Source organism: Candidatus Pelagibacter sp., assembly GCF_052048095.1.
Taxonomy (GTDB): Bacteria; Pseudomonadota; Alphaproteobacteria; order Pelagibacterales; family Pelagibacteraceae; genus Pelagibacter.
On the sequence record NZ_JBNAKG010000001.1, the window covers coordinates 309,675 to 324,660 of the forward strand.

The window sequence follows — 14,986 nt, forward strand, 5'->3', positions numbered from 1 at the left end:
TTGCTCTAAAAGATCGTATTCATGAAAATTATTGAACATTATGTTGGCGGTAAGCTAATATCTGGTAAATCAGATAGAAAAGGCAAAGTTTTTAATCCTGCAACAGGTGAACAAGAAAAAGAAGTTGTTTTAGCATCTAAAGCAGATCTTGATGATGCTGTAAAAGTTGCACAAAAAGCTTTTGAGACGTGGTCATTAAAACCAGCTCTTCAAAGAGCAAGAATAATTTTCAAGTTTAAAGAATTGATTGAAAAAAACTCAGACGAACTAGCCGAGTTAATTGTTGCAGAACATGGAAAAGTTTATGAAGATGCAAAAGGATCTTTAACTAGAGGTTTAGAGGTTGTTGAATTTGCTTGTGGCATCCCTCATTTATTAAAAGGAGAATTTTCTGAAAATGTTGGAACTAATGTAGATAGTTATTCAATGCGCCAATCTTTGGGTGTTGTTGCTGGTATTACACCTTTCAACTTTCCAGCTATGGTTCCAATGTGGATGTTTCCTATAGCTATTGCATGTGGAAATACCTTTATATTAAAACCATCAGAAAAAGATCCGTCTTGTTCAGTTAGATTAGCTGAATTATTTAAAGAAGCCGGTCTACCAGATGGAGTTTTAAATGTTGTACATGGAGATAAAGAATCTGTAGATGCAATTTTAACAAATCCGGATATCAAAGCTGTAAGTTTTGTAGGATCTACTCCAATAGCAAAATATATCTATGAAAACTCTGCTAAAAATGAAAAAAGAGTTCAAGCACTAGGCGGTGCTAAAAATCACTTAGTTGTAATGCCAGATTGTGATCTAGATGGTGCAGTTAATGGTTTAATGGGTGCAGCTTATGGTTCAGCAGGTGAAAGATGTATGGCTCAGTCTGTAGCTGTAGCAGTTGGTGATATTGGTGATGAGTTAGTTTCTAGATTAGCTAAAAAAGCTGAAGCTTTAAAAGTTGGTCCTGGTATGGATAAAACATCTGAGATGGGTCCTTTGGTTACTAAAGAGCATTTAGCAAAAGTAAAAAGTTATGTAGACCTTGGAGTAGAAGAGGGAGCTAAACTTGTTGTAGATGGAAGAAATTTAAAATTACAAGGTTACGAAAATGGATTTTTTATTGGTGGTTGTTTATTTGATCATGTCGAAAAAAATATGAGAATATACAAAGAAGAAATATTTGGTCCAGTGTTATCAGTTGTAAGAGTAAAAACTTTTGAGGAAGCGACACAATTAATTAATGATCATGAATATGGAAATGGAGTTAGTATTTATACAAGAGATGGCGATGCTGGAAGAACGTTTGCGAGCAAGATTCAAGTTGGAATGGTAGGAATTAATGTTCCAATCCCAGTGCCAATGGCTTTTCACAGTTTTGGTGGATGGAAAAGATCTTTGTTTGGAGATAGTGCAATGCACGGGATGGAAGGTGTTAAATTTTACACAAAATTAAAAACCATAACATCAAGATGGCCATCAGGAATTAGATCTAATGCAGAATTTATAATGCCAACAATGAAATAGAAGGAAAAGAAATAATGAAAAAAATATCTTTAATTGGAGCAGGTCAAATAGGTGGAACACTAGCGCACTTAATTGGAATAAAAGAACTAGTTGATGAAGTTGTTTTATTTGATGTAGCAAGTGGCGTTGCAAAAGGTAAAGCTTTAGATATTGCTCAATCATCTTCAGTAGATGGTTTTAATGTAAAATTATCTGGTACAGATGATTATAAAGATATCAAAGATTCTGATGTAGTAATTATAACCGCAGGTGTTCCGAGAAAACCAGGCATGAGTAGAGATGACCTTTTAGGAATTAATTTAAAAATAATTAAACAAGTTGCCGAAGGAGTTAAAAATAATGCTCCTAATGCTTTTGTTATTTGTATTACAAATCCTCTAGATGTGATGGTGATGGCATTTCAAAAATTTTCAGGTTTACCAGCTAATAAAGTAGTTGGAATGGCTGGAATTTTAGACAGTTCAAGATTTAAATTGTTCTTATCATTAGAATTTAATGTGCCAGTAAGAGAGATCGAAGCTATGGTGATGGGAGGTCATGGTGATACTATGGTCCCACTTCCAAGATTTACAAAAATTTCAGGAAAACCTTTATTAGATTTAGTTAAAGAGGGTAAAATTTCTGAAGAAAGAGTTGAAAATATTAATCAACGAACAAGAGATGGTGGAGCGGAGATTGTAAAATTTTTAGAAAAAGGATCAGCTTTTTATGCGCCTGCAGCATCAGGCGTACAAATGGCTGAAGCTTATTTAAATGATGAAAAAAAACTTTTACCATGCGCTGTTCATTTGGATGGAGAATATGGTGTAAATAATGTTTATGCCGGTGTTCCAGTAATCATTGGAAAAAATGGCGTAGAAAAAATTGAGGAAATAGACTTAGACGAAAAAGAAAAAAAAGAGTTTATGCATTCTGTAGACGCTGTTAAAAAATTGTGGGAAGCAGCATCAGCAATTGATGGTGATCTAGCAAAATAATGAATATCCACGAACACCAAGCAAAACAAATACTTGAAAAGTATGGGGCACCAGTTCCAAGAGGAGTTTACGGGTTAAGCGTAAGTGAAGCTTTAGAGAAAGCAAAAACTCTTAAAACAAAAAAATATGTTTTAAAAGCACAAATTCATGCTGGTGGCAGAGGAAAAGCTGGAGGAGTAAAAATACTTGATACTTTAGATGAGTTAGAAAAATCTGCTAATGAATTATTTGGAAAAGTATTAGTGACACATCAAACTGGTCCAGAAGGAAGAGAAGTAAAAAGACTTTATATTGAGGAATCTTCTGAAATAGATAAAGAATTTTATCTTTCTTGTTTGGTTGATAGAGCAAGTTCAAAAATTGCATTTATTTCAAGTGATCAAGGCGGTATGGATATTGAAGAAGTAGCAAGCAAAACTCCAGAAAAAATCATTACAACTAAAGTTGAATTTAAAGATGAAATTTCAGATAAAGAATGTGAAGAAATAATAAGTATCTTTAATTTAAGTGGTGATGCCAAAACTCAAGCAGTAAATTTAATTAAATCAATTTACAAAATGTTTATAAGTACAGATGCAAACATGGTTGAAATAAACCCACTAATTTTAACAAAAGATAATAAAATTATCTGCTTAGATGCAAAAGTAAATTTTGATGATAATGCATTATTCAGGCATCCAGAAATTTTAGAACTAAGAGATTTAAATGAGGAAGATCCAACAGAAATCGAAGCTAGCAAACATGAGTTAGCATACATTAAGCTAGATGGCAGCATTGGCTGCATGGTTAATGGCGCAGGTCTTGCAATGGCCACAATGGATATAATAAAATTATATGGAAAAGAACCGGCAAATTTTTTAGATGTTGGTGGTGGTGCTTCAAAAGAGAAGGTGGCTGCAGCTTTTAAAATAATTTTATCTGATAAAAATGTAAAAGGGATCCTGATCAATATTTTTGGTGGGATAATGAGATGTGATGTCTTAGCTCAAGGTGTAGTAGATGCTGCTAAAGAAATTAATATTTCAGTACCTTTAGTTGTTAGATTGGCTGGTACAAATTTTAAGGAAGGAAAGGAAATACTAGACAATTCAGGTTTAAAAATAATTTCTGCAAATGATTTAGATGATGCAGCCCAAAAAATAGTTGAGGCAATAAAATAATGTCTGTTTTAGTTAATAAAAACACAAAATTAATTTGTCAGGGTTTCACGGGTGCACATGGTACGTTTCACTCTGAGCAAGCAATAAAATATGGAACCAATTTAGTGGGTGGTGTTACTCCCAAAAAAGGTGGACAACAACATTTAGACAGACCAGTATTTAATACAGTTGCTGAAGCTAAAAAAACTGTTGGGGCTGATGCAACAATGATTTATGTTCCTGCAAAATTTGCAGCTGCTGCTATAATTGAAGCGATCGAAGCAGAAGTAGAGTTAATTGTTTGTATTACTGAAGGTATTCCTATCCAAGACATGCTTAAAGTTAGACAGATTTTGGATAGTTCCAAAAGTAGATTAATAGGACCTAACTGTCCTGGAATAATTACCCCAGACGAATGCAAGATTGGAATTATGCCAGGAAACATTCATAAAAAAGGTTCAGTTGGAATTGTTTCAAGATCTGGAACTTTAACATATGAAGCTGTAGCACAAACAACAGTAAATGGCTTGGGTCAATCAACTTGTATTGGTATTGGTGGTGATCCAATTAATGGAACAAACTTTATTGATTGTTTAGATTTATTTTTAAATGACCCAGAAACGGAATCAATATTGATGATAGGAGAAATAGGAGGCACAGCAGAAGAAGAAGCGGCTGAGTTTATTAAAAATCATAAAGTTAAAAAGCCAATTGTTGGGTTTATTGCTGGTATTACAGCTCCTCCAGGAAGAAGAATGGGACATGCAGGCGCAATAATTTCAGGCGGCAAAGGTGGTGCTCAAGATAAAATAAAAAAAATGGAAGAATGTGGAATAACAATGGCTAATTCTCCATCAAAAATAGGTGAAACTTTATTTAATAAATTGTCCAATTGAAAATTAGTTATTCAGGAATATACTAATTTAAAAGATGTCACTTACAAAAAATCTGGAATTTGAAAAAACTTCATTTTTAACAAAAACTAATAGCGCATTTATTGAACAGATGTATTTAAGATACATCAATAATGATCCTGAGTTGCCTGAAAGTTGGAAAGGATATTTCCAAGAACTTGGGGAAGAAATTGATATTATTGCAAATGAATTAAAAGGACCCACTTGGTCACCAATAAGAAAAGAAATTATTATTGATCCACAAATAAGCGAACCTAAAGAAGAAGAGGTAGATGACAATAAAAGTGTTGGATCAAAAAATCAAATTCAGAACAATATCGACTCAATCAAAGCAGTTGAGTTAATAAGAGCTTATCGATTAAGAGGACATTTATTAGCCAGATTAGATCCATTAGGTTTAAAAGAAACAGAATACTTAGAAGAACTACATCCAGAGTTTTATGGTTTTAAAAAAAGTGACTACAAACGAAACATTTATCTAAACGGAGTAACCAACAAAAAGAATTCAAATATTTCTGAGATTCTAAAATTTGTTAATGAAACTTATTGTGGCCCGATAGGTTATGAATACATGCATATTTCAAACCCAGAAGAAAGAATATGGTTAAGAAAAAGAATTGAAGAAGAAAAAGATCCAATAAGTTTCACTAAAAATGGAAAAGATGCAATTTTAAATAAGTTAATCCAAGCAGAAGGTTTTGAAAAATTTTTAGCAAAAAAATATGTAGGAACTAAAAGGTTTGGTCTTGATGGTGCAGAAAGTTTAATACCAGCACTAGAACAAATAATTAAAATAGGTGGCCAAAATGATGTGAAAGAAGTTAAAATTGGAATGCCACACAGAGGTAGGTTAAATGTTTTAGCTAATGTGCTTCAAAAATCTTATAAAAGAATATTTAATGAATTTGCTGGTGATATTTTATCATCTAAAGAATCGGCGGGTGATGTTAAGTATCATTTGGGAGCGTCATCAGATAGAGAATTTGATGGAAATTCAGTTCATGTAAGTTTGACTGATAATCCATCTCACTTAGAAGCTGTTAATCCAGTAGTTTTGGGTCAAACAAGAGCAAAACAATTTTTTCACAAAGATAAAAAAAGAAATCAAGTTATCCCAATACTTATTCACGGAGATGCAGCTTTTGCTGGACAGGGAGTTGTAGCAGAATGTTTTGCAATGTCAGGCTTACCAGGTCATAATACTGGAGGAACAATACACATAATTGCAAACAACCAAATAGGTTTTACAACTAGCCCAAGATTTGCAAGATCATCACCTTATCCATCTGATGTAGCTAAAATGGTTGAAGCACCTATACTTCATGTTAATGGAGATAATCCAGAAGCAGTTGTTTATGCAACAAGAGTTGCTACAGAATTTAGGTTAAAGTTCAATAGAGATGTCGTAATAGACTTATGGTGTTATAGAAGGTTTGGTCATAACGAAGGAGATGAACCATCTTTCACACAACCATTAATGTATAAAAAGATTAAATCGCATCCTTCAAGTGTGAAAATTTATGGAGATCAACTTGTTAGCGAAGGTATGTATTCAGAAGATGAATTAAAACAAAAGATTAATAATTTCAAAGATCTTTTAGATGAACAATTTAAGAGCGCTAAAGATTATAACCCTAAAATTACTTGGTTTGAGGGAACTTGGTCTAGATATAAACCTGAGCCAGGAAAAGATAAAAGAGGTGTAAGTGGCGTACATATTGAACAACTAAAGGCAATCTCAGATAGAATAAACGTAATTCCTCAAGAAATTAATCCTCATAAAACAATTTCAAAAATTTTTGAGTTAAGAAAAAAATCTATAGATGAAGGTTCTGGAATTGATTGGGCTACTGCAGAATCACTTGCTTTTGGCTCATTACTTCAAGAAGGTTTTCCAGTTAGATTAGTTGGTCAAGATTCAGGAAGGGGAACTTTTAGTCAAAGACATTCAGTTTTAAGAAATCAGGTTGATAATAGTAGATACATACCATTAAATCATATTTCTGAAGAGCAAAAACAATATGAAGTAGTAGACAGTTTTTTATCTGAAGAGGCAGTACTAGGTTTTGAATATGGATATTCACTTGTAGAACCTAATACCCTTACTTTGTGGGAAGCTCAGTTTGGAGATTTTGCTAATGGTGCACAGGTAATCATTGATCAATTTATTGCTTCAGGCGAAAGAAAATGGTCAAGAGCCTCTGGATTAGTTATGTTGTTACCTCATGGATATGAGGGACAAGGCCCAGAACATTCGTCTGCACGATTAGAGAGATATTTACAACTTTGTTCTAATGACAATATGCAAGTTCTAAATTGTACAACTCCAGCAAATTACTTTCATGCACTTAGAAGACAAATTAATCGGGACTTTAGAAAACCTTTGATAATTATGACTCCAAAATCTTTACTAAGAAATAAACATTGTGTTTCTAATTTAGTTGATTTTACAAGAAATAATTCATTTCATAGAGTTTTATGGGATCACGCCATAGACCCAGAGACAACAGGATTTATAAAATTAAAAGATCCTTCTAAAATGAGAAAAGTAATCATGTGTTCTGGTAAAGTTTATTTCGATCTTTTAGAGGCTAGAGAAAAATTGAAAGTTGACGATGTGGTAATTTATAGAATCGAACAACTTTATCCTTTCCCAGCAAAAACATTAGTAAATGAATTAAAACCTTACGCAAAATCAGCTAAATTTTATTGGTGCCAAGAAGAACCTAAAAATATGGGCGCGTGGTTTTCGGTTAGAGATTATATTCAATGGACATTAGATAATATTAGAGCTAATAATAACCAAATTTCTTATATTGGAAGAAGTCCAGACGCATCCCCTGCAACAGGATATGCAAAAAGACATATTGCACAACAACAAGAAATAATTAAGAAAGTTTTTGAATAAAAATAAATGAGTGAAAAAATCGTTGTTCCAGTCTTAGGTGAAAGTATCACTGAAGCCACAGTAGCAAAATGGTTAAAAAAAGAAGGTGATCAAGTAGAGTCTGATGAGCCGATTGTGGAGCTTGAAACTGATAAAGTAAATTTAGAGGTGCCATCCCCTATAGACGGTGTTTTGAGTGAAATAGTTTCAAAAGATGGCTCAGTAGTTGAAGTAGGAGCATTACTTGGATCAATAAGTCAGGAAGGTATTCCTTCTCCAAAAAAAGTAAAGACTCAACCAGTCAAGGCTCCAGAAAAAAAACCTGAACCTAAACCTGAACCAAAACCAGAACCAAAAAAAGTTGTAACTTTAGAAACTAGCTTAAGAAGAGAAGAACCAACTCAATTAAATGAGGAGAAACAAATAGAACCGATAGAAAAAAATATTGAAGAAACACCTCTAAAATTAGTTAAAGAAGTTCAGTTATCACCAGCAGTAAGAAAGATTGTTGAAGAGAAAAAAATTGATCTTAATAAAGTAAGAGGCACCGGTAAAAATGGCAGAGTCTTAAAAGGTGATCTAATAAGTTTAATGGGAGCGAACCCACCTCCATCTGAAAGAAAAATTCAATATGGCGAAGAAGAAAGAATAAAGATGAGCAGACTTCGTCTAACTATTGCAAAGAGATTAAAACAAGCTCAAGAAAGTGCTGCATTATTAACTACATTTAATGAAGTTGACATGACTGGCATAATGGAGATGAGAAAAGAAAATCAAGAGGATTTCCAAAGCAGATATGGAATTAAACTTGGTTTTATGTCTTTTTTCGTCAAAGCGTGTGTGGCTGCTTTAAAAACATACCCAGCTGTAAATGCAGAAATAGACGGTGAAGAAATTATATATAAAAACTATTATAATATAAGTTTTGCTGTTGGAACCGACAAAGGTTTAGTTGTACCAGTGCTAAGAAATGCTGATGAACTATCGTTTGCTGATATTGAAAAAAATATCAAAGTCATTTCTGAAAAAGCTAGAGATGGCAAGCTGACTATAGAGGATCTTCAAGGCGGTACTTTTACTATAAGCAATGGTGGAGTTTATGGCTCTATGTTATCAACGCCTATACTTAACCTGCCTCAATCTGGTGTATTAGGAATGCATAATATTGTTGAAAGACCCGCTGTAGTAGATGGTGAGATTAAAATAAGACCAATTATGTATTTAGCACTTTCTTATGATCATAGAATTATTGATGGTAAAGAATCAGTTTCATTTTTAAAGATGGTTAAAGAAAACTTAGAAGATCCAAGAAGGTTATTTTTAGATATTTAAAATGGCAGAAAAATTTCAAGTAGTTGTTATAGGTGGAGGTCCAGGTGGATATGTTTGTGCAATTAGGTTGGCTCAATTAGGACTAAAAACTGCATGCATAGAATCTAGAGGTGCTTTAGGTGGCACATGTTTGAATGTAGGATGTATACCTTCAAAAAGTTTGCTTAATCTTTCAGAAGAATTCCACAAAGTTAAATTTCTATCGAACAAGGGTATTGAAGTAGGAGATGTGAAATTAAACTTAGAAAAAATGATGAAAAGTAAAGATAAAGCCGTTACGGTTTTAACAAAAGGTGTCGAGTTTTTACTTAAAAAAAATAAAGTTACTTATTTCAAAGGTCATGGGAGCTTTAAATCCGCGAACGAAATTTTAATTAAAAATGAAAAAGGTGAAGAAACTTTAATTGAGTCTGAAAAAACAATTATTGCAACAGGCTCTGTACCAGTATCACTTCCAGGAATAGAATTCGATGAAGGAATAATAGTTTCTTCAACAGGTGCGCTTAAACTTAATAAAGTTCCAAAAAAATTAGTAGTTGTAGGTGGAGGCTATATAGGTTTAGAGATGGGATCAGTTTGGTCAAGACTTGGAGCAGAAGTTCATGTAGTTGAGTTTCTTGATCATATTACACCTGGCATGGATAAAGAGATTTCAAAAGAATTTATGAAAATACTTAAAAAACAAGGAATTAATTTTCATATGCAACACAAAGTAGAAGAGATTAAAAAAAATAATTCTGGAGCATTAGTATCAACTACAGACAAAGATGGTAATACAAAAGATTTTGATTGCGATGTTGTTTTAATTTCAGTGGGAAGAAAAGCTAACACTAATGGATTAAATTTAGAAATGACTGGTGTAGAGTTAGATGAGAGAAATAGAGTTATTACAGACAAGAATTTCAAAACTAATATCGAAAATATATATGCAATTGGTGATGTTATTCAGGGTCCGATGTTAGCTCATAAAGCAGAAGACGAAGGTATAGCTGTTGCAGAAATAATTGCAGGTCAATCAGGCCACGTAAATTATGATACTATTCCAGGAGTTGTTTATACAACACCAGAAGTTGCATCAATTGGTAAAACTGAGGAACAATTAAAAGATAAAAATGTGAGTTACAAAATTGGCAAATTTTCTTTTATGGCAAACTCAAGAGCTAAAGCAATCGATGATGCAGAAGGATTTGTTAAAATTTTAGCTGATGAAAAATCAGACAAAGTTTTAGGTGCACATATTATTGGTCCACATGCAGGCGAGTTAATAGCTGAGATTGGAATTGCTATGGAGTTTGGAGCTAGTTCAGAGGATATTGCAAGAACTTGTCATGCACACCCAACCTTTTCTGAAGCAGTAAAAGAAGCAGCCTTGTCTGTTGATAAAAGAGCAATACACTCTTAATAATCATTAAGTTTAATCATTACCTTTTAATTAAATTATTAATAAGATAATTTAATTAAAACAGTATGAATGAGAATTTATTTAAAAATTTATATGATGAATTAATAAAGTTATGGAAAAATAATACCTCATTATCAAGTTTTGTTAAACTTCCTGAAAATTTAAACTTTAAAGATTTGCCTCCAAACTACATTAAACCAGCAATGAAGTTATCAAATTGGGAAACAAATTCTGAAAAAAATATTACAATACACAATTTAGTTAAAGAGCTCTCACCTAAAATATCTTGGAAACAAACATATAACGAAGAAGATGTAGGAAAAAAATTCTTAGAAAATTTTTGTTATTTTGAATTAATTGGTCCAGAAGGATATTTTTTTTCAAATGAAATGAGTGTTTATTTAATATATTTCGATAAGAATACATTTTACACTTGGCATAATCATGAAGCAGAAGAGATATATTTTGTACTAAATGGTAACGCAAAATTTGAGAGCATTGGAGACACACCAGAAATATTAAGCTCAAATCAATCGAGATTTCATAAAAGTTTTCAACCGCACTCTTTATCCACAGAGAAGGAGATGTGTTTATCTTTAGTTGTTTGGAGAGATAAACTTAGTTCAGAGGTCTCTGTTGTAAAAATATAGTTTAATTGTCAAAATGAAGTTTCCAATTTTATTACCCAATATATTCAATCATCCTTTCACATATGAAAGTGATATTAAACTTTTTCCTGGAGATTACGTTTTAGTTCCATTCGGTAAATCTAATATGACAGGTGTGGTTTGGGATGAGTTTGAAAAAAAAAATAATAAAATATTTAAGACTAAAAAGATAATAAGAAAATTAGATCTCCCTCGATTAAATCAAAACTATATTAAATTTCTTAATTGGTTTTCAGAATACAATTTAATTCCAAAGGGTATGACTTTAAAATTGCTTTTATTAAGCAGTAAAGTTGTTGAAAAAATTGATAAAAAGAACTTTGAGGAATTTGATAAAAAAGAGCTGCCTTTAGATTTTGTCCTTAATGAAGAACAATCTAAGTCTTTAAAAGAATTAAATAAAACTAATGAAAAATTTAGAGTACACGTTTTGCAAGGAACAACGGGCTCAGGTAAGACAATAGTTTATTTTAATGCTTTAAAAGAAATTCTTAAAAAAGATAATCAAGGTCTCATATTGCTACCAGAGATAGGCTTAACAAATCAATTTGAAAAAAAATTTTATGAATTTTTTGGATTTAAACCAGCTGTTTGGCATTCTGGAATTTCAAAGAAAAAAAAGGAAACAATATGGAATGGTGTAACAAACGGTAAAATAAAGGTCGTGATAGGAGCAAGGTCATCTATGTTTTTACCCTTTAAAAATTTGAAAATGATAATCATTGATGAAGAACATGATCAGTCATTTAAACAGGATGAAGGAGTAGTTTATCATGCAAGAGATATGGCTATCTCAAGAGCTTCTTTTGAAGATATTCCTGTAAATTTGATTACAGCAGTTCCATCAGTTGAAACTTTTGAAAATATTAAAAAGAAAAAATATTCGGTTTCAAAATTAATTAGTAGATATAAAAATGCTGCTCTCCCTAATTTTGAAATAATTAATTTGAATAATACAAAGTTAGAAAAACAATCTTGGCTTTCAAATGAAATCATAACAAAAGTAAATGAGCATTTAGAAAAAAAAAATCAGATATTATTTTTTTTAAACAGAAGAGGATTCTCGCCTAGTGTAATATGTAAAAAATGTTTTAAAAAATTTGAGTGCCCATATTGTTCAATAAATCTTGTTTATCATAAATCAAAAAATAATTTGTTATGTCATTATTGTGGACACAAATCATCATTAGATAGAAAATGTTCAGAGGATAGCAAATGTGATTATTATTTTAGTGGACCTGGTGTTGAAAGAATTTTTGAAGAAGTAAAAAAAAAATTTCCTAATAGATCAATTGAAATCTTTTCAAGTGATACGATGAATAAAAAAGGATCAAAAGAGAAATTAAATAAGATAATAAATAATGAAACAGAAATTTTAATTGGTACTCAATTAATTTCTAAAGGATTTCATTTTCCAAGTTTAAATTGTATAGTTGTAGTCGATATTGATTTTTCTACACAGGGACATGATTTAAGAGGTGCAGAAAAAAATTTACAGTTATATCATCAATTAGCAGGAAGAGCTGGTAGAGCTGGAAAACCTGCAACAGTATATTTTCAAACATATAATAAAAATATGAAAATGGTTTCAGAGCTGACTAATGAAAATCCCGAAATTTTTCTTGAAAGAGAAATACAAATAAGAAAATCAAATAATTTGCCACCTTTTCAGCGATTTATATCTTTAATTTTATCCAGTAGTGACCAATCAAAATTAAAAAAAGAGTCACATAAACTAAAAGAATATTTGATGAATAAAATTTCAGGCAAAATTTTAGGCCCTGTGGATGCACCTATCTATAAGATTCAAGGAAAATTTAGAGTAAGATTTTTAATTAGAGGAGCAAAAAACATTAAATTACAGAATTCATTATCTGAGATAATTTCTAATTATAAGTTTTTAAATGGAATAAAACTTTCAGTTGATGTTGACCCTATTACGTTCAATTAATCCCATAAAAAAAGGGATTTTTGCATAATGTGCAGCTTGAAGATATGTCGACCATATGTTAATTAGACCGTGATTTTTATAAAATTGCTTTCATTATAGGTAAATAAATTGAGTTCAAACAACGAATTTTCTGGAACTTCATCTAAAAGATACGCCCTAGCTTTGTTTGAATTATCCGATGAATCAAAAAAATTAGAGGCAGTAGAGGAGCAGGTAACAGCGCTGTTAAAACTTGTTTCAGATAGTAAAGATTTTAGTAATTTAATCAAAGACCCAACTAGCAATCAAGATGATTTGATTAAAGTAATAACAAAAATTTCTGACAGTTTTAATTTAGATAATTTGATAAAAAATTTCTTAATCTTTTTAGTAAATAAAAGAAGATTCTTTTATGTTGAACAAATAATGAAAAGCTTTGTTGAAATTTGTTCAGAAAAAAGAGGTGAACTCAAAGCAGAATTAAAATCTGCTAAAGAACTTTCTAGTGATGAAATAAATAAAATTACAGATGAACTAACTAAGAATTTTAGTTCTAAAATAAAATTAAACTACAAATATGATAAAAGTTTAATTGGAGGATTAATCGTACAAGTTGGCAGCACAATGGTTGATACTTCCATAAAAAACAAACTACAACAAATCGAAAATAGAATGATAGAGGCATAAATGGAAATAAATCCTTCAGAAGTAACAAAGATATTAAAAGAACAAATAAAAGATTTTGGAGATAAAGCAGAGGTATCAGAAGTTGGTCAAGTTTTATCTGTAGGAGATGGTATTGCTAGAATATATGGACTAGATAATGTTCAAGCTGGTGAGATGGTAGAATTCTCTGATGGATCAAAAGGTATGGCCTTGAACTTAGAAAGCGAAAATGTTGGTGTTGTAATTTTTGGTGACGATAGAAACGTTAAAGAAGGAGACGTTGTTAAAAGAACTGGAAATATTGTTGATACACCAGTTGGAAAAGAATTATTAGGAAGAGTTGTTGATGGTTTAGGGAATCCAATCGATGGTAAGGGTGCATTTGATAAAAGTGTTAAGAAGAGCAGGGTTGAAGTAAAAGCACCAGGAATTATTCCAAGAAAATCAGTAAGTGAACCTATGCAAACAGGATTAAAATCAATTGATAGTTTGGTTCCAATTGGAAGAGGTCAAAGGGAGTTAATTATTGGTGATAGACAAACTGGTAAAACAGCTGTTGCGATTGATGCAATTATCAACCAGAAAAAAATTAATGAGTCTGGCGATGAAAAACAAAAATTGTATTGTATTTATGTTGCAGTAGGTCAAAAAAGATCAACTGTAAGACAAATTCAAAAAACTTTAGAAGAAGCTGGTGCAATGGAATATACAACTATTGTTGCAGCAACTGCCTCAGACTCTGCGCCATTACAGTTTTTAGCTCCATATACTGGATGTGCAATGGGTGAATTTTTTAGAGACAATGGCATGCATGCATTAATAATTTACGATGATTTATCAAAACAAGCTGTTGCTTATAGACAAATGTCTCTTCTATTAAGAAGACCTCCAGGAAGGGAAGCTTATCCTGGTGATGTATTTTATCTTCACAGTAGATTATTAGAAAGAGCAGCAAAATTAAGCGATGAACATGGTGGTGGATCACTAACTGCATTGCCAATAATTGAAACACAAGGTGGTGACGTTTCAGCTTTTATTCCAACAAACGTTATATCAATTACAGATGGTCAAATTTTCTTGGAAACAGAATTATTTAACCAAGGTATTAGACCTGCTATTAACGTAGGACTTTCTGTATCAAGGGTTGGTTCATCAGCACAAACAAAAGCAATGAAAAAAGTTTCAGGATCAATGAAATTAGAATTAGCTCAATACAGAGAAATGGCAGCATTTGCTCAATTTGGATCTGATTTAGATGCTTCAACACAGCAATTATTGAATAGAGGCTCAAAATTAACTGAATTGCTTAAGCAAAGACAATACTCTCCTATGACAGTAGCAGAGCAGGTAATATCAGTTTTCTGTGGTGTAAAAGGTTATCTTGATGATATTGAACTTAAAGATATCGCAAGTTTTGAGTCGAAAATAATTGAAAAATGCAAATCTGAAAAACCAGAGATTATTGATGGTATTCAAAGTTCAGGAAAACTTGAGGAAGATACTGAAAAATCATTAGTTGATCTAATCAAACAATTAAAAGAAAGCTTAAAATAAAA

General features: G+C 31.7%; 11 protein-coding genes. All 11 read left to right on the top strand.

Annotation, left to right across the window (positions count from 1 at the left end; translation table 11 throughout):
• The first annotated feature begins 21 nt into the window (after nucleotides 1-21).
• On the top strand, nucleotides 22-1,515 hold the full coding sequence (locus tag ACTT9P_RS01645; protein WP_440908954.1) for a CoA-acylating methylmalonate-semialdehyde dehydrogenase: 1,494 nt from the start codon (nucleotides 22-24) through the stop codon (nucleotides 1,513-1,515).
• 14 nt (nucleotides 1,516-1,529) lie between these two features.
• Complete coding sequence (gene mdh, locus ACTT9P_RS01650) at nucleotides 1,530-2,492, top strand: malate dehydrogenase (RefSeq protein WP_440908955.1); 963 nt, start codon at nucleotides 1,530-1,532, stop codon at nucleotides 2,490-2,492.
• A complete protein-coding gene (gene sucC / locus ACTT9P_RS01655) occupies nucleotides 2,492-3,652 on the top strand; it encodes an ADP-forming succinate--CoA ligase subunit beta (protein WP_440908956.1) in 1,161 nt (386 codons plus the stop codon). The genes mdh and sucC overlap by 1 nt, the downstream gene beginning before the upstream one ends.
• Nucleotides 3,652-4,527, top strand: a complete 876-nt coding sequence (gene sucD / locus ACTT9P_RS01660; protein WP_440908957.1) for a succinate--CoA ligase subunit alpha — start codon at nucleotides 3,652-3,654, stop codon at nucleotides 4,525-4,527. The genes sucC and sucD overlap by 1 nt, the downstream gene beginning before the upstream one ends.
• A gap of 34 nt (nucleotides 4,528-4,561) precedes the next feature.
• Nucleotides 4,562-7,453: a 2-oxoglutarate dehydrogenase E1 component gene (locus tag ACTT9P_RS01665; protein WP_440908958.1), complete on the top strand. Its 2,892-nt coding sequence runs from the start codon at nucleotides 4,562-4,564 to the stop codon at nucleotides 7,451-7,453.
• A 6-nt stretch (nucleotides 7,454-7,459) separates the two neighbouring features.
• Nucleotides 7,460-8,764: a 2-oxoglutarate dehydrogenase complex dihydrolipoyllysine-residue succinyltransferase gene (gene odhB / locus ACTT9P_RS01670; protein ID WP_440908959.1), complete on the top strand. Its 1,305-nt coding sequence runs from the start codon at nucleotides 7,460-7,462 to the stop codon at nucleotides 8,762-8,764.
• A 1-nt stretch (nucleotide 8,765) separates the two neighbouring features.
• Entirely contained in the window at nucleotides 8,766-10,166 is a 1,401-nt protein-coding gene (gene lpdA / locus ACTT9P_RS01675; RefSeq protein ID WP_440908960.1) for a dihydrolipoyl dehydrogenase, read from the top strand.
• A 65-nt stretch (nucleotides 10,167-10,231) separates the two neighbouring features.
• Nucleotides 10,232-10,816, top strand: coding sequence for a dimethylsulfonioproprionate lyase family protein (locus ACTT9P_RS01680; protein WP_440908961.1), 585 nt, complete (start codon nucleotides 10,232-10,234; stop codon nucleotides 10,814-10,816).
• Nucleotides 10,817-10,829: 13 nt separating this feature from the next.
• Nucleotides 10,830-12,785 carry a replication restart helicase PriA gene (gene priA / locus ACTT9P_RS01685; RefSeq protein ID WP_440908962.1) on the top strand — a complete coding sequence of 652 codons (1,956 nt, stop codon included), beginning with the start codon at nucleotides 10,830-10,832 and terminating at the stop codon, nucleotides 12,783-12,785.
• Nucleotides 12,786-12,893: 108 nt separating this feature from the next.
• Nucleotides 12,894-13,451 carry an ATP synthase F1 subunit delta gene (gene atpH / locus ACTT9P_RS01690; RefSeq protein ID WP_440908963.1) on the top strand — a complete coding sequence of 186 codons (558 nt, stop codon included), beginning with the start codon at nucleotides 12,894-12,896 and terminating at the stop codon, nucleotides 13,449-13,451.
• A complete protein-coding gene (gene atpA / locus ACTT9P_RS01695) occupies nucleotides 13,452-14,984 on the top strand; it encodes a F0F1 ATP synthase subunit alpha (protein ID WP_440908964.1) in 1,533 nt (510 codons plus the stop codon). It abuts the gene before it with no gap.
• The last annotated feature ends 2 nt before the right edge of the window (nucleotides 14,985-14,986 follow it).